Source organism: Pacificibacter marinus (assembly GCF_018860665.1).
GTDB lineage: Bacteria > Pseudomonadota > Alphaproteobacteria > Rhodobacterales > Rhodobacteraceae > Celeribacter > Celeribacter marinus_A.
The window spans coordinates 1-16,145 of sequence record NZ_JAHKPK010000055.1; the positions used below are offsets into that span (position 1 = coordinate 1).

15 protein-coding genes, 1 tRNA gene and 1 pseudogene are annotated in these 16,145 nt (G+C 51.4%); 8 read left to right on the forward strand and 9 right to left on the reverse strand.

Going from position 1 to position 16,145, the window contains the following annotated elements; translation table 11 throughout:
* Positions 1 to 161 (reverse strand): annotated as a pseudogene (locus tag KO497_RS13925) (IS3 family transposase); the annotation flags it as partial.
* Between the two features lie 199 nt (positions 162 to 360).
* Between KO497_RS13925 and KO497_RS13930 the strand changes: the two are divergent.
* The 3 genes from KO497_RS13930 (at position 361) to KO497_RS13940 (ending at position 2,086) form a co-directional block, all read left to right on the forward strand.
* Positions 361 to 765, forward strand: a complete 405-nt coding sequence (locus KO497_RS13930) for a hypothetical protein (protein WP_215944566.1) — start codon at positions 361 to 363, stop codon at positions 763 to 765.
* A 235-nt stretch (positions 766 to 1,000) separates the two neighbouring features.
* A complete protein-coding gene (locus KO497_RS13935; protein WP_215944567.1) occupies positions 1,001 to 1,471 on the forward strand; it encodes a hypothetical protein in 471 nt (156 codons plus the stop codon).
* Between the two features lie 48 nt (positions 1,472 to 1,519).
* Complete coding sequence (locus tag KO497_RS13940; RefSeq protein ID WP_215944568.1) at positions 1,520 to 2,086, forward strand: hypothetical protein; 567 nt, start codon at positions 1,520 to 1,522, stop codon at positions 2,084 to 2,086.
* A 242-nt stretch (positions 2,087 to 2,328) separates the two neighbouring features.
* On the opposite strand, the gene KO497_RS13945 is transcribed toward KO497_RS13940, so the two are convergent.
* The 3 genes from KO497_RS13945 to KO497_RS13955 form a co-directional block, all read right to left on the reverse strand.
* Positions 2,329 to 3,093 (reverse strand): hypothetical protein, encoded by a 765-nt coding sequence (locus KO497_RS13945; protein ID WP_252729681.1) that lies wholly within the window; start codon positions 3,091 to 3,093, stop codon positions 2,329 to 2,331.
* Positions 3,094 to 3,471: 378 nt separating this feature from the next.
* Positions 3,472 to 3,548: transfer RNA gene (locus tag KO497_RS13950), tRNA-Arg, on the reverse strand.
* Between the two features lie 585 nt (positions 3,549 to 4,133).
* Positions 4,134 to 4,823: a GntR family transcriptional regulator gene (locus KO497_RS13955; protein ID WP_215944569.1), complete on the reverse strand. Its 690-nt coding sequence runs from the start codon at positions 4,821 to 4,823 to the stop codon at positions 4,134 to 4,136.
* Between the two features lie 461 nt (positions 4,824 to 5,284).
* Between KO497_RS13955 and KO497_RS13960 the strand changes: the two genes are divergently transcribed.
* The 3 genes from KO497_RS13960 to KO497_RS13970 all read left to right on the forward strand — a co-directional run bounded on the left by KO497_RS13960 (position 5,285) and on the right by KO497_RS13970 (position 8,393).
* The gene (locus KO497_RS13960; protein ID WP_215944570.1) at positions 5,285 to 6,265 is read left to right on the forward strand and encodes a Bug family tripartite tricarboxylate transporter substrate binding protein; all 981 of its coding nucleotides are present in this window, start codon (positions 5,285 to 5,287) and stop codon (positions 6,263 to 6,265) included.
* Positions 6,266 to 6,387: 122 nt separating this feature from the next.
* Positions 6,388 to 6,882, forward strand: coding sequence for a tripartite tricarboxylate transporter TctB family protein (locus KO497_RS13965; RefSeq protein ID WP_215944571.1), 495 nt, complete (start codon positions 6,388 to 6,390; stop codon positions 6,880 to 6,882).
* An 11-nt stretch (positions 6,883 to 6,893) separates the two neighbouring features.
* Positions 6,894 to 8,393 (forward strand): tripartite tricarboxylate transporter permease, encoded by a 1,500-nt coding sequence (locus tag KO497_RS13970; protein ID WP_215944572.1) that lies wholly within the window; start codon positions 6,894 to 6,896, stop codon positions 8,391 to 8,393.
* A gap of 428 nt (positions 8,394 to 8,821) precedes the next feature.
* Here the strand turns inward: KO497_RS13970 and KO497_RS13975 are convergent, their stop codons facing one another.
* The 4 genes from KO497_RS13975 to KO497_RS13990 all read right to left on the reverse strand — a co-directional run bounded on the left by KO497_RS13975 (position 8,822) and on the right by KO497_RS13990 (position 12,509).
* Positions 8,822 to 9,670: an ABC transporter permease gene (locus KO497_RS13975; RefSeq protein ID WP_436799297.1), complete on the reverse strand. Its 849-nt coding sequence runs from the start codon at positions 9,668 to 9,670 to the stop codon at positions 8,822 to 8,824.
* Positions 9,671 to 9,681: 11 nt separating this feature from the next.
* On the reverse strand, positions 9,682 to 10,488 hold the full coding sequence (locus tag KO497_RS13980; RefSeq protein WP_215944574.1) for an ABC transporter ATP-binding protein: 807 nt from the start codon (positions 10,486 to 10,488) through the stop codon (positions 9,682 to 9,684).
* Entirely contained in the window at positions 10,488 to 11,519 is a 1,032-nt protein-coding gene (locus tag KO497_RS13985; RefSeq protein WP_252729682.1) for an ABC transporter substrate-binding protein, read from the reverse strand. The genes KO497_RS13980 and KO497_RS13985 overlap by 1 nt, the downstream gene beginning before the upstream one ends.
* Before the next feature lie 75 nt (positions 11,520 to 11,594).
* Positions 11,595 to 12,509, reverse strand: coding sequence for a fumarylacetoacetate hydrolase family protein (locus tag KO497_RS13990; protein ID WP_215944575.1), 915 nt, complete (start codon positions 12,507 to 12,509; stop codon positions 11,595 to 11,597).
* 225 nt (positions 12,510 to 12,734) lie between these two features.
* On the opposite strand from KO497_RS13990, the gene KO497_RS13995 reads away from it, so the two are divergent.
* Together KO497_RS13995 and KO497_RS14000 are read left to right on the forward strand one after the other, a co-directional pair.
* On the forward strand, positions 12,735 to 13,412 hold the full coding sequence (locus KO497_RS13995) for a FadR/GntR family transcriptional regulator (RefSeq protein WP_215944576.1): 678 nt from the start codon (positions 12,735 to 12,737) through the stop codon (positions 13,410 to 13,412).
* A 332-nt stretch (positions 13,413 to 13,744) separates the two neighbouring features.
* Complete coding sequence (locus KO497_RS14000; RefSeq protein ID WP_215944577.1) at positions 13,745 to 14,293, forward strand: YaeQ family protein; 549 nt, start codon at positions 13,745 to 13,747, stop codon at positions 14,291 to 14,293.
* Between the two features lie 175 nt (positions 14,294 to 14,468).
* Here KO497_RS14000 and KO497_RS14005 read toward each other — a convergent pair whose 3' ends face one another.
* Positions 14,469 to 16,121 carry a thiamine pyrophosphate-binding protein gene (locus KO497_RS14005; RefSeq protein ID WP_215944578.1) on the reverse strand — a complete coding sequence of 551 codons (1,653 nt, stop codon included), beginning with the start codon at positions 16,119 to 16,121 and terminating at the stop codon, positions 14,469 to 14,471.
* Positions 16,122 to 16,145 lie beyond the last annotated feature (24 nt).

Sequence of the window (16,145 nt, forward strand, 5' to 3'; positions counted from 1 at the left end):
CCCTCGCGACGGCATAGCACCGAGATGCTTTCCTCGCCACGCAGGCCCGCCAAGACGATGCGGATTTTCTCTTCAGCTGAATAGGTTTGCCGCGTCTTGCGGCGGATGTTCTTAACCACCTTGTCGGCGGCGTCTTTTGATGTCTGGGGCTTCTTCGTCATCTCGATCTCCTAATCGATAAGATGAACCAGAAATCCTCCGTTATTCAAATCCTCAAATCTGTCCCACGGGTGCTGACGTCAGACAAGTTTCCGTAAAAAAGCCCAAAGTAAGGAAGCGCGTCGGTCATTGGTAACGAAGCACCGGACCACCCTGTCTCGAGCTTATGCCTGGGCTTTCGGCGACAAAAACGAAACTTCAATGTCCTTATACTCTGGCCCAATAAAGCCTGAGGAAGCCGGTGCCGTAGTATATAAATCCCAAAAACGCGATTGTGCCCGCGTTGGTTGGTTGGGAACTGGGGATGCGTGCTTTCTCGATCCCCAGACGGTGCGGAAATACCAAGATCACTATAGTGAAGAGTTAGACTGGGTCACCACCTTCATGCTTCCTCATCACGGATCCGAGCACAATTTTGATCCTGATCTGCCAGTAGTTGACGCAGAACTCTGGATAGTAGCGGCCCAACCGAAAAATTCGAGCTGGAAGCATCCGGCACCGGGTATTGTAAAGGCGATCAAAGCAAGCGGCGCTAAATTCCGTAAGGTGGGTTCCTCACCTAATTCTCTTTTAGTGGAACGAATGGTTGTTTTCTGGCCTGGCTGAAAGGCCCAATGGCCAGAATAACGAGAGAATGACTATTTTGACGGGCCCTGGCGCAGCATCGGCAAGTCTTGGTCAATGGCTGGAATGGGCCGAGTACATCGCGGGTAGCTAATAGGCAAAGCGTGGAAAGAATTTCTGGGTTTGGGTGAGCTGGTGCAAAAGCCCGGAGCAGATCAATGATGAAAGCGTGCATAAATCAGGACTTTTGCACAATGTTTGACGTGGTATGGAGGCTATGATGAGACTTGAAGATATCGCTCCCGACGTGCGCAGCCGAGCATTCGAATTCTTCTATTGGTTTTCGAGGTTTGAGTTCGCTCTCAAAGAGAATAAGTTCTTGAAGAACCCGAGCCCAGGCTCACGCGCTGAACCTGGATGGGACCAGTTTATCAAGGCGCACGAAGCAGACTATGACCCATCCGCCGCGGGCTTCCAGCTGGTTGACGAGGCCCCACAGCGTCAGATTGTTGGGCAACACGAGCTTGAGTTCGTTCCAGTCGGCTTTGACGATCAGCCATCTGAACTAGCGAGAGTTGTGCGGCTCCTCAAGACGGTTCGAAATAATCTCTTCCACGGAGGTAAGCACGGTGTCGAAAGCTGGGATGATCCAGAACGTACACTGCTTCTTATGAGCCTGTGTATCCGAATTCTCGACGAACTAGCTGAGCTCGCTGGGATAGATGCGGACTACAAGCGCTACTACTGACCGAAGGCGTCGGGCATAAGGCACATAAGGCACATAAGGAGCTTGAATATGGGGAACATGGACGAACTGCACTGCAGGCTTCACGGCGGGTTGTGGCACACCACCCGTCCTGACCGCTTAATGTCAATCGTTGAAGCTCAGGCAATCTTAGTAGAACCGGATATCCATGATCGTGATAGGTCAAATACAGCCAATGGACCGAAAAATTATCCAATTTCTCGAACGATTGGAGGCATAAGCCTATTTGACTTCGATGGGTTCCATCCGGAGAGCTATGAGAAGCAGTTTCCAGTGAGCTCCTGGCATTTCTTTGTTCCATATGTTCGGAGCTGGCAAGGCGCTGTGTGGCTTGAAATCGAACGCGACGCTGTGAGACAACAATTGCTATCACCCGAAGCTCTACTCCAAAAGTGGAAGAAAGAAGGACTTCACGGTCATAATATCTTGCCGGGATTGGAGGCCGCGCACGTTGGTGACTTGCCGATTTTGGCAATTAGATCTGCATTTCTAACGTGGGACGACGGGCGAGAAATTCGCGAACTTGGTATCCGAGACTTTGACCACGAGTTCTTTAATGAGAGGTTGAGAGAATGGCAGGAGGCTGTCGGAAAATAATTAACTAGCGGGCTGTCATGTCGCCGACTGGGCAGGCGTGCTGCCGAGCGAAGTAGCCTCCAACCAGTCATCGACCAACATATATCATTTTTGGAGTTCGGTAGATTTAGTGACGGTCCAATGTCCGCTATTTGGGTTGCAACTGCAGCATTGATCGGCACTGATCAAAGGCAGGTTTGGGCCGTTCTCACCATTCTAGGGGCATCACACTCAAAAATGTCCGATCTGGCAAGCAGTGGAAGTTATATCACTGAACGGGCTATCGATCGCAACATGTTGTCGGTGTCAAGGTTGAGCACACTGCGCCAGAGCGGGGATTTGAACAGATGGCAGACCGGTTTGTCGGCGTCGTCCTCGCGAGTCTCGACCAGCAATCCTGCCCATTCGAGCGGCCGCAGCACGTAAGATGAAAACGCGGCCATTTCTCGCCATCCTGCAGTGTGCCAATCTTGTGGCTCATCATAGAAGGTTTCGAATAAGGCAGCCTCGGTCGTGCCATGATCGGCTTCCACGTTAATCACATTCAACCAGACATCCCATTTTCCGAAGGGACGGTCGTCGAGGCGTGCATAGGAAGCGTGATCCACCTGAAGCACGAAGTATGGGATCAACTCGGCGAACAAGCGGCCAGGGGCTTGTGCCAGCTCGGTGCTACGTTTCGTCAGCCGGAACTCGCCTTTGAAATGACGCCCCAAGCGCAGCGAAATCAGGAGAAAATGCAGAATCTCGAGCGGCGGAAATTCAAATTCGTTGATTACCTTATTGTAGCGGAACATTTCCTTTGCGCTTTTGCCCGGCCAGTCGAAATGCTCTACGGACCAATGGACGAAGGCGCGTTTAAAGGCCTTGGTTTTGGTGAGGCCGATTGATCCGTGCTGCTGCGTGTATTGCAGGATCAGCAAAGCCCCTCGCAGCAGTGGAGAATGCGCTAAATCGGGGTGGTCATCGGCGAGAGTGCGGAATTCGATCATTTCAGGATGCTGCCATAGACCGCGCTGCGGTTCCATGCTGTTCGCAAAGTTTGATTGCGCTGTTTACCAAAGTATGCGCCGGCTCAAATGTCGCGAAGACCCACATAGCGAGAGCGAATATCGATGATGCGGTATATAGCCCGTTGTCAGAAAGCTTGTTTGGGTGCCACGACCCCGATAATGTGATTGCATGTTGCTAGGCGCGCGCGGGCCAACTCTGCTCTTTCGTTCTTGATAGAGGGCCCTCTCAGAGAAAATGGATATTTCATCCAAATGCTCATGAATACAAAAATCTCTTATTATCAAAGTCTTGCGATATATTTTTGCGTTGCCTCAAAATAAAGCTTGACAGGGTGTGCATGGAAAAATGCCATTTTGTGCATTCTTATGCCCCATCTACAAAAAATGAAATATTGGCGATCCCTTGAGGACTCGAACCTCAAACCTGCTGCTTAGAAGGCAGCTGCTCTATCCAGTTGAGCTAAGGGACCACTTGGAGTGTTTTTGCGTGAGTGGCGGCGGATTATCAAGTCGAAATCGCAACAATATACGCCTCATCGAACGCACAGAGGTGCGCAGACGTGCAAGTTGTACATTAACGCCTCTATACTTGCTTGATTTCAGCTACAAAAATGCCTTTTGAAAACAAAGGGTCTTTGATGTCAATTCGACCAGTTGAAGATCTGCCTGCAGTTATTTTGGAGGAGTTTTAAAGAACTGCCCTGCTTGAGTGGTCCCATTGGAAAGTTAGTGCATGACTGGCCTTTGGTCCATCAGAGCGATGACTTCGGGCGCTGGTGGGCGGGCATAGGTTTGTTCAGTCACGCTGATCCGTCTGATCGCATCAATCCGGGGTATACTTTGCCCCATCAGCACTTCAATCTACCCTAACTTAACGACAATATTTTTTGGCTTGGGTCTTTCTAATGACCATCGTTGGTCCTCCGTTTTCCTAACTATAAGGGCGGACCACATTAATGGGCGAGGCTCAAACAGTTTAAAGGTTTCATGCGACGCTTATTTAAAATATCATTAAGTCACGGAATTTTATAATAAATTTAATGTACTCTGGCGCATCAATCGATGTCGAAGTACTCTGAATGCACCCGGTGCAGATACTCTATGGTCTCGTCTAGGCGGTTAAAATGCTTGCGGGCCGCAATGAGCAACTTGTCCAATGAGCGCATTTCAAGATGGTGTGCAATATTCAAATGGTCTGTAAGTATCGCGCGCAATTCGCTTTTCTTTTGCTGCATTTCAAGACTGCATAGGCGGCATATTTTTTGTTTTTGACGTTTGATCGTATCAAACGCCTTTGGGTATCCCGCGAGATCACAAATGAGCCTGTGGAATTCGTAATCGAGCGCTTCTAATCCCTCTGCATCGACAGCTTCAACGCAGCGTTTTTGTTTCTCAAGGTTTTCCAGAAGCGTTATGTTGCGCGCTTCATCCCAAACGTCGCAAGCACGATAGAGCACTTCCATTTCAACAGACATGCGGATAAATTGCGCCTCTTGGATATCTTCGAGTGTAAATCCGCGCACACGGGTCGCACGTTGTGGGCGTACCACAAGCAGGTCATTATTGCTCAATCTATGAAACGCAGTTCGGACAGGTTGCGGGGACACGCCAAAATTGCGGGCGACCTCCATCTCAGACAGTTTAGCGCCCGGCAAAAGTTTCAATGAGATGATGTCACTGTACAGTTGTTCGAAAACGAAATCTGCTGCTGACTGCCTGTCATCTTTGTAAAGTTTGTGCTGCATTTTTACCAACGTTCCTTGAACCGGTTTTCCTGTCTTTGGGAAAACATAGCCTGTTTAATAAGTTTCCTCAAATGTGCACATCGAAAATCAATAAGCCGAGGATTGACTTGACTACTATTCTACTATAGCAGTTTAGGGCAAGGCAATAGCTATGCAGCGAGATGCGGCAAAAGCACTCGGGACACCAATTGTGTTGGTGATCAGCTTAGGTGAGGTCGTGTCGTGGGTTTGATCGTTTTGGGTGGAGGCCAATTTGATCGAATGCCGATGAGAAAAAGGGGGGAGGGATGAAGTGCCCACTGGACCGAGCGCTATGCGCCATGTCCGGTTGGGAAGGTTGCCCAGCTATTATCTAAAGCAGTTCGTCTCATTCTAGGAGGGGACGCGAGATGGGTGCAGATCCGTCTCAACGTTCATGACCGAACTGTTCAAATATGGATCAGCATCCAGAGGAGGAACCGATGCTACATAAATTTTCAATCAGCGCAGTTAAGTCCAAACTGGCAGCTCAAAGCTTTATGGCTTTGGTGGCTGCTGTCACTGCGTCTTTTACAACCACAGCCATGGCTGCTGACTTTCCGAACAAGCCGATCAGCGTCATTGTGCCCTACGGTGCGGGGGGCGGGACTGACACCACAGGACGTTTTCTGGCTAAAGAAGCCGAAAAATATCTGCCCCAACCCATCGCGATTATAAACCGGTCCGGCGGCTCTGGAACTGTTGGCACAGCCGAGGCCGCAGCAGCTAAGGCTGATGGGTATACGCTATACTTCGGAGCTTCGGATGCTTTGGTTACATCGCCGCATTCTTTGAATGTGCCATATACAGTCGATAATTTTCGTGGGATCGTGGGGGTAAGCTACGCACCAAGTTCTATCGCCGTTAGAACGGATTCTCCTTGGGAGACACTAGAAGACTTCCTCGCTGAAGCGGGCACCGATACAGTTGTGGACCGTGGCCATTCTGGCGTTGGCGGTGTTCACCACACGTTGATGAAGTCCTTGTTTGCGGAAAGTGGAGTCAAATTCCGTGATGTCCCGTTTCAGGGCGGTTCCCAAGCGATCGCGGCCATTCGTGGCGGTCATGTTGATCTCATCGGGGGAACCCCCGGTTCTATGGTGCCAAGCATCGAAGCCGGCGAAACCCGATTGCTTGCGGTATCGTCTGAAGAACGTCTAGATTCCTTTCCCGACGTTCCAACGTTTAAGGAAAAGGGACTCGATCTTGTGGCCACCGTTGAATGGTATCTTCTTGCTCCGAAAGAGACCCCCGACGATGTGATCGCTGTGCTTGAAGACGCCTTTTTGAAAGCCGCCAACAGTGATGAGTTTAAGGCCTTCACTGTCACGCGCAAGCAAGAGAGCCTTGTGCGAAATGGCGAGGAAATCATGGCGAAGTTGAACAGAGACTGGGATTTCTTTGGTAGCATTATCAATCCGTAGATTTTTTCCTCCCAGAGCGGGCGCATTCCTTGCGCTCGCTCGTTCTCGTTTACAATGCGAACTCGTGGCGGACCGTCTCGGCAGCATGTAACTTCCATTCTCAAGCTAAAGGAATTTGAGACATGTCATCCCTTTCATCTGGTTTGAAAGACAGCATTCCGTCTATCGTCACCTTGTTGGTCGGAGCTTTCTTTATGGCGAGCATTCCCAGCCAAATCGCCGATTTCGGGACCGATGGGTTAAGCGGCGTCAGTGCCCGTACCATGCCTTATATCATCGCAGGCGCCATAATGGTTTTCAGCTTGTTTTCAATTGTCGCGGCGGTTTGGGCGCATATCCAAAGCACACCTGCCGATACAACGGATGATCCACCACCTAAAACGCGTTATGGATTGGTATTTTTGGCGTTTATTGCCATCGCATCCTGGATCATTTTGCTCCCTTTTATAGGGTATAATATTGCGACGATCCTTTTGATCACATCGATCATGTTGATCATAGGGCGCTGTACTTGGGTTCAAATCGTTCTGGTGTCTCTCGCGCTGAGTTTTCCTGTAAATTCCCTATTGGGTGTCGTTTTGAAGGTCTACCTTCCAAGCGGCAGCCTGTTTGACTGAGGGGGCATACTGTGTTTGACAACATTTTCTTTGCCATCGGCATTGTATCGATGTGGCAAAACATCATGCTCATCATCATTGGCACAGCCATTGGTATGGTGTTTGGCTCACTGCCGGGTTTAACTGTTACGCTTGCGGTGACCTTAGTCCTTCCGTTCACGTTTGATATGCCTCCTGAGTCTGGGATCGTTTTGTTGACGGGAGTTTATTGTGCTGGGACTTATGCGGGGTCGATTTCCGCCATTTTGATCAATACTCCGGGCACACCATCGTCTGCGGCAACCGCATGGGATGGCTATCCTCTCACTCAAAAGGGGCGCTCGTTTGAAGCCCTTAGCGTTGCACTGCATGCGTCTGTTTTAGGTGGGTTGATCAGCGCCATCGCGCTCATCTTTTTCGCGCCTATGTTGGCAAAAACCGCGCTTGCGTTTGGTCCGCCTGAACGGTTTGCGCTTACCTTTTTTGGCCTCACAATCATCGCACGCGTCAGTGGTCAGTCTTTATCCAAAGGCTTTGTGGCCGCATTGTTCGGCCTTTTGATTGCCACCGTTGGTGTTGATCCACTTGTAGGGGTGCCACGATTTTCGTTCAATACATTCTACCTCTATGGCGGCATCGGCATGATCGAGGTCTTTATCGGTATTTTCGCGATTGCGGAAATTTTCAATCAGATTGGCAAGCGTGCAACGCCGCGCAAGATCGCAAAAGACGGGTCGAAAAAACAGTCAATCCGTTGGAGTGATATTGTTCCTCACTACTGGACGATTGTTAAATCAAGCGTGATTGGTATCGTGGTTGGCGTCATCCCGGGGACCGGCGGCAGCATTGCCTCTTTCATCGCTTATGACGAAGCCAAACGGGCGTCAAAGGAACCCGAGTTGTTCGGCAATGGCAGCTTGGAGGGCATCGCGGCCTCTGAAAGTGCCAACAACGGCGTGACGGCTGCGACGTTGATCCCGACATTGACCTTGGGCATTCCCGGCAACACTGTCGCCGCAATTTTCTTGGGGGCGTTGTTGATTCATGGGCTTACACCAGGGCCACAGTTATTCGTGGAACAAGGTGGGCTGATGTACACGATCATGCTGAGCTTCATTCTAGCCAATATTGTCATGTATTTTCAGGGTCGTTTTGCATTGAAATGGTTTGATCGGATTGTAAATATTCCCGATGCGATTTTGCTGCCTATCATCCTGATCATGTGCTTGATTGGGGCTTATACGATTTCAAACTCTCTCAATTCAGTGATGATCGCTCTGATCTTTGGTTGCGTGGGATATGCGATGATCAAGTTCGAGTATCCGACAGCGCCAATGGTGATTGCATTGATCCTTGGTGGAATGGTTGAAGAATCCATGCGTCAATCTTTGATCTTGTCAGATGGCAGTGCCATGATCTTTGTAACGCGGCCGATTGCATTGCTGTTCTTTACTATGACTGTCTTTGTGACGTTCTCGCCCTTCGTTTTGAAGTTCTGGAAACAGCATAAAGCACGGGGCGTAAAGCACTAACCCGCTGTCACGCGAGACTTTCACAAGACACCATCGGTGCTGACGTATAGATGTGCTGTGGTCTTCAACCAATCAGTTGCGCACGTTTGAAGGATTTTCAAATGTGCGCAACTTACATTTGTAGGCCTGTTGACTTAGCCTGACTTCGGTAAAGGCGAATATTTCATCGCGCTGCGCGCCTAAAGGTGCCTCGGATGCCCTAAACGCTTGTCTTGCGGCATTGCCCGTCAGCTATGGTATGACAAGGCGATTTTTCTGAAAGGGAAGCGCCCTTTGTGCTGGCGCTGATTTAATTGGATTAGACCTGTTCGCACAGAGATTTTTATCGGTTAGCCCCTACCCAAACGCAGAATATGTAGAGGCTGGTTTCTAGACATGAAAACGCTGACGGAATTTCCGTCAGCGCCGTTTTTAAAATGCTGCGATTGTCATTCTCCGCCAGCGTGAACACGTTCTTTGTGCCAGAATACAAAGCGGCGTTGCACCCATGAAACAAAGGCAAATAGCATCAAGCCCACGATTGAAAGATACAGGATCAATGAGAAAACGCGGGGTGTATTCAATTGACTGGCTGCGGTGCGGATCAACTCACCCAGACCTTTGCCTCCGCCCAAAAACTCACCCGTGATCGCCCCTGCCATCACGCCCACGGATGCGATTTTCAGCCCCGTAAACATCTGCGGCAAAGCCATCGGAAGTTTAAGTTTCAGCAGAGTTTGCAACCGTGACGCTCCCATGGTTTTGAACAGATACCGACTGTTGGTATCTGCCGCATGAAGCCCTGCTGCTGTGCCCACCACGATGGGAAAGGTCGCGATAAAGGCTGCCAACGCCACTTTACTATCGATATCAAATCCCAACCACGCCACGAACAAAGGCGCGAAAGCCACCTTTGGCATCGTATCAATCGCCACGAGATAAGGCATAATCGCCCGTTCGCCGAACGCCGTTTCGCCAACGATCACGCCCAGACCAACACCGATAAACAATGCCAGCAAAAATCCATAGAACACCTCTTGCAGGGTGATCCAGAGAGCGCCCAACATATAGCCCCCCGTAAAGATATTTTTACCAACAAAAATCAGATCAAGCAGAGTTTCCAGCGGTGATGGCAGAATGATCGGGCTGACAAAACCGAACCGCGTTACCGCGTCCCAAAGGGCAACAAACACGACAAACACAAAGAGCATTTGCACCCAGCGCGGCACCAGATCAAGCCAGCCGCCACCTTCGCTCCAAACGGTATCGCCTTCATGCTCTGACGCTGTATCGGTGATGTTTTCAAGTGTCATACAAAGGCCTCCTTGTCCAAACTGCTGCGGATATGTTCGACCAATGCCCCGAATTTCGGTGTGGTCATCATGTCCAAAGTGCGCGGGCGCGGCAGATCGATTTCGACCACCTCGGCCACCCGACCAGGACGCGGTTTCATCACATAAACCACATCTGACAGGATCACTGCCTCAGGGATGGAGTGGGTCACTAAGAATGCCGTCGCATCACGCGACGTGCAAATTCGCTGCAATTCCATATTCATAAAATCGCGGCTGAGTTCGTCCAACGCACTGAACGGTTCATCCAATAGCAAAACAGCAGGTTCCGTGATCAACATCCGACAGATCGAAGCGCGCTGCGCCATGCCACCGGACAGCTCGTTTGCATAGGTGTCTTCGAACCCTTTCAATCCGACCAGTTCCATCAATGCGCGCGCTTGCGCTTCAGCCGCTTTTGCAGCCTTTTTGCCATCACGAATTTCAATCGGCAGAACGATATTTTCCAAAGTCGTGCGCCAAGGAAATAATGTCGCTTGCTGGAACATCATCCCGATGTCACGACGCGGTCCCATGACGGGTTTGTCTTGCAACATTACCCGCCCTTTGGTCGGCGAGATCATGCCTGACATGATTTTTAAAAGGGTAGATTTGCCGCAGCCACTGGACCCGATAACGGATGAGAAGCTGCCTTTTCTTAAGGTCAAGTTCACATCATCCAACGCGGTAACCGCGTTACGTGCGTAGGTTTTGCCAACATGACTGAGTTGATAAACAGGCTCACGAGGAGCGTCGGTAGGGGATAGGGCTGCGGCAGCAGGCATTAGTTAGCGCTCCCGTTCACTTTGAAGGTAAACTCGTTGGTGTAGGCCGCTGTCAAATCGGGCAAAGGTTCAGCCAATTCGCCGCCTGCAATTTGCACGTCCTGCCATTCGACCCAAACTTCAGGTGGCTGGTAACCATACCCATGGCTGAGATCGTTTGGAATGGACCGGTCAATAATTGCTTCCAGCAGTGCGTTCGCGAACTCGCGATCTTCGCTTTCTTGCGGGTTGGCCGCTGCCATGTCGTCCAAAACTGCTTCGCGATTGGCCTCGTCCAGCGCAAACATGTGACCGCGATACACTGCACGGACAAATTTTTCGACCAGCTCAGGATTGTCGCGGATGGTATCGCCCATAGTCACCAAGCCATTGCCAAAGAAACGGGCAAATTCAGGTGGGGTGATATCGCGCACAGCAACACCGCGGTGGTTCAAAACTGCCGCATCTGCAGCTGCAGCAGAATAGGCAGAAATCTCGCCGGATCTAAGTCCAGCAGAGGCAGGACCGCCATCGCCCACAGTCAAGAATGAATAATCAGTGCCATCCACAAGACCAGAGCCGGTCATCACGTTGCGCGCAAAACCAACTTCTGCGCCATCGGCTGACCCAGTGCCGATCACAGTGCCTTTCAAGTCAGCGGGGGTTTGCACTGGGCTGGCATCAGGCACAACAAGACCAAAGTTATTTTTGGCCGCGTGGTTATAAATGAACACCGCATCCACGCCGCGCCCACGCGCTGCAAGCAATGGTCCCGGACCAGGGCGTCCAAAATCAGCTTGCCCAGATGAGAGCGCTTGCAGCACCGCGCCGGACCCGTTGATCGCCTGCGCTGTGACCTCAAGTCCTTCATCCGCAAAGAACCCTTCGCCGATGGCTGTGTGAATGCTGAATGAATTGATCGCCGAGGCGCTTGGCGACACGAAAGTGATCTTTGTGAGTTCCTGTGCTGCTGCGGGGCTTGTCATTGCGACGGGCGTCATCGCCGCAGCGCTCATCATCAAAGCCGTAAAAATACGTCTGGTAAGCATCATATATCCTCCAATTTGTTCTGCTTTTCATAACGCAAGGATCCCGCCTCCCGCGGGAAACCTTGCGCCGTTTTCGTATCAGACGTTGCGCATCGTATTGCGCAACGCACCAATGCCTTCGACTTCGCACACCACGACATCGCCATCCTTCAAGAAATGTGGTGGCTCCATCGCGTAGCCAACTCCAGACGGTGTTCCTGTGGCCAAGATATCGCCAGAGTTCAGCGTCAAGCCTTCTGAAAGGGACGCGATAAGCGTGGGGATATCAAAAATCATTTGCGAGGTATTGCCATCTTGGCGTGTCTCGCCGTTCACAACAGTGCTCACCCGTAGATTGTGGGGGTCTGTGACCTCATCGCGGGTGACAATGACGGGGCCCATCGGGCAAGAGCCATCAAAAGCTTTGCCTTTGAAAAACTGTCCGCCGTGGCGGCGTTGCACGTCGCGCGCGGTCACATCATTGACGACCGTGTAGCCCCAGACATGATCGAATGCGTTTTCTTTGGAAATGTTGAGGCCGGGTTTGCCGATGATCACCGCCAATTCGACCTCGTAATCAATGCTGGTCGAAACCTGTGGGAAGATAGGCACGTCGGCGTATGGTCCGGTCACTGTGGTTGGTGGTTTGGTGAAAAACACTGGAACCTCAGTCACGGCAATATTCGCTTTCAACGCCCGTGCGCCTTCGGCGATATGTTCTGCGTAATTGCGACCAACGCAAAATACGTTTTTTGCAGGCGCCGGAAGCGGGGCACAGTGCTGCGCTTCCTCAGCAGACACAGTCATTTCAGGCGCCGCATTGGCAACGATATCGCGCAATGCTGCAAGCGAAGCGTCACCGCCCTCGATGATGGCTTGCAACCCGCCCTCCAGCAGTGCCGGATCTGTGGCACCTGCCGCACGTGCCGCTGCAGCGACTGGCAAATATTGGTTTTCATCCAATTCTACGACGGCAACAGGACCGGTTGTTGAGAGTATCGTGGTAAAACGCATCGTGTTTCATTTCCTTCGTAAGGGGGGAGAATAGGCAAAAGCCATCATTAATTAGACCAGCGACAGTAGAGATAAAGTGCGTAACCAATGTATAATTGGTCAAATACATTTTTATCCGTTCAGACTTGATTGTTCGAAATCCTCTGCCATTGTTGGGGATACGTTATCAGGTTTTCGAGCCTTGCATAGATTGCCGATGGTAACCAATTCACAGATTGGTTTAAAATGAATCAAAAACTGAACGCAACTCTCGCCGAAAACATTCGGCTGTACATCGTATCAAAGGGCTTTCAACACAATGAACGCTTGCCCCCCGAACGCGAACTTGCCGCACATTTCAAGGTTTCTCGCGGTGAACTGCGCAAGGCCTTGAACTGTTTGGAAGCAGACGGACTCATCTGGCGACACGTCGGGCGTGGTACCTTTGTCGGCGCGCGCCCTGTGCTCAATCTCAATGATGTCGCCTACCTTGGGGAACTGGCCAGCCCTATCCAAGTGATCGCTGCGCGATTAGCAATTGAACCGAGTCTCGCGCGGTTGGCAGCACATTCTGGCACCCGCGCTGATTTCATCGCGATGCGTACCTGTAATGAGCGCTGCCGCGCCGCGCCCGATTGGCGTAGTTATGAGGCACAAGATAACAACCTTCATGCCATCATAGCCAAGGCCACGCAAAACAAGCTTCTTGTTTATCTGTTCGAGACACTAAACGTCGTGAGGCGTTCTACCGTTTGGGGACAATCGCGCGAAACCACGGGCCCAGCCGCAAGCTATTGCAGCTTTGACGAACATGAGGCGATCTGTGCCGCGATTGAGGCACGCGATGCCGACCTTGCCGAAGCCTGTATGCGTGAACATTTGATTTCCGTGCGTGATAGGGTTCTGCCGACGCTTTCGCGCTAGGAAATAATGCGGGCCTCTTTTCCCAGTAGATCTACCATGGGTTGAATTGACGAAGGGCCTATTGATTGCTCAAAACCCATAGCCTTCGGGATCGTCCGCGTTCTTTTATCGTGGATTTAACCTAGAATTCGATGTCACGGGGCTCCAATGGGCATCGAAGGTCTTACAATCACTTTACGTTTGTGCAGTGACATTCATCTCGGGGGCACAAAACGCGCGACTGGTATCAAACGGAGCATTGTCAGTCGGATTTCAAAGGTTTTTATGAATCCGCTTTCACAAAGTCGCTAGACGTCTTAAGCATCACAATCTTATCTATGTCAGGACAGATCATGGCGCAAAAATCCACTATTTATAAAGTCGAACTTTCCGTGTCGGATATGGACCGTCATTATTATGAGACCCATAAGCTGACGATCGCCAAACACCCCTCTGAGACGGATGAACGTTTGATGGTGCGCCTTTTGGCCTTTGCGTTGAATGCGCATGAAAACTTGGAAATGACCAAGGGCCTGTCAACGGATGACGAGCCTGATATCTGGCAAAAAAGCCTGAGCAACGAGCTTGAGTTGTGGGTGGCCTTGGGTCTGCCAAGTGAAAAGATCGTGCGGCAATCCTGCGGTAAATCCGACAATGTTGTGATCTATTGTTATGGTGGCCGGACGGCTGAGGTGTGGTGGGACAAAATCAAAAACAGCACCACGCGCTTTGACAATCTTCAAGTTCTGAACCTGACCGAGCAAAACACCACCGAGCTGGCCGCACTGGCAAGCCGGTCGATGAAGTTGCAAGTGAACATTCAAGATGGCGATGTGATGGTCAGTGTTGATGACAGCATCGTATATGTCACGCCGGTTAAATGGAAAGACACCGATCACTGAGTAAGGGGCTGTTTGCGCTTGTTTGCACGGCTTACCAATGGCGGTGCGTTGTTAAACCCGATGGCGCATTCTCGTTTTTTGACAATATTCAGGCCATGCACTCGCGATGGAATACATGGCCTTGGACACTTAAGCGCCTCACCATCGATTGCGCGACGGCAAGGGGGATTTCGCTTTAAGTGTCAATCTGTTCGAGCTTGGCCATAGGGCTTAGGGCATTGGGGTCAATGCGCATGTCAATTATCGTGGGTTTGCCCGATGCACGGGCTGCGGCCAAGGCTGTTTCGAATTCTGCGTCCGTTTCGACCACAGCACCAAAGGCGCCATAGCATTCTGCAAAAGCTGCGAAGTTCGGGTTTTGCAGGTTCGTACCACTGGGACGTTTGGGGAATTTCTTTTGCTGGTGCAATCGAATGGTTCCGTACATACCGTTGTTTGAAATCAGCACAATAATGTTCGCATTGTTCTCGCAAGCGACACCAAATTCCTGCATGCTCATTTGGAAGCAGCCATCCCCCGCCAAGCAAATGACCTCTTGATCGGGGCGTTCAATTTTGGCTGCGACTGCGGCGGGCAAGCCGTATCCCATCGATCCGCTGGTCGGGGCCAGTTGAGTGCCGTGATTGCGGTAGCGGTAATAACGGTGCAGCCAAGCCGAATAATTGCCCGCACCATTGGTGATGATGGCATTATCAGGCAGCACGTCATTAAGGTGCGCGATAACGTTCTCCATTTTCAACGCGCCGGGTGTTTCCACAGGCTGTTGCCATGTTTCAAAGTTGCTGCGCGCTGTATCAGTCCAATTGCTGCGGGTGCCGGGCTTAGACGCCTGCAACTGTGCCGAGACCTGCTGGATAAGTGCGCCCGCATCCGCAGTCACGGCAAGTGTCGGGTGATACACGCGGCCAAATTCGTTGGGGTCAAGATGCACATGCACGAGCTTTTGTTTGGAAACAGGGCTTTCCAACAAAGTGTAGCCGCTGGTTGTCATCTCGCCAAGCCGCGCACCAAGGCTGAAAATCACATCTGCATCGCGCACGCATTGCGCCAGTTTCGGATTGATGCCGATGCCAACGTCGCCAACGTAATTGGCGTGGCGGTTGTCTAGATAGTCTTGGCAGCGAAACGAGGCCGCGACGGGCAGGTCGAGCGTTTCAGCGACATGTGCCATGGCTTTTGCCGCCGCAGGTGACCAATTGCGCCCGCCAAGCAAAACCAAAGGGCGCTCGGCTTTTCGCATTGCCGAAATAACGGCTTCAACATCGGCCTGATTGGCCTGCGCTGACGGCAATGTCGCGCGTGGCGTGGCAACGGCGTCGCAGGCGGATGACAGCATGTCTTCGGGCAGGGCCAAAACCACAGGGCCGGGGCGACCTGATTGGGCGGTTTGGAACGCGCGGTTTACATACTCAGGAATACGGTCAACACGATCAATTTCTGCAACCCATTTTGCCAAAGGGCCGAACATGGCGCGGTAATCAACTTCTTGAAAGGCTTCACGGTCACGTTGATCGCTGGCGACTTGGCCCACGAACAGGATCATTGGTGTCGAATCTTGGAATGCAATATGCACGCCCGCCGATGCATTCGTCGCACCAGGGCCACGGGTCACAAAGGCGACGCCGGGTGTGCCGTTCAACTTGCCGCAAGCTTCGGCCATCATCGCAGCGCCACCTTCGTGGCGGGTTACGATATTGGAGATACCTGCATCATATAGTCCGTCCAGCGCGGCAAGAAAGCTTTCTCCCGGTACGCTATAGACCCGTTTGACACCCTGTTGTTCCAGCGCTTCGACAAGCACTTTCCCACCATGTTTGAATTGTCCCATGATACCCTCTCCTTGAATTGATGT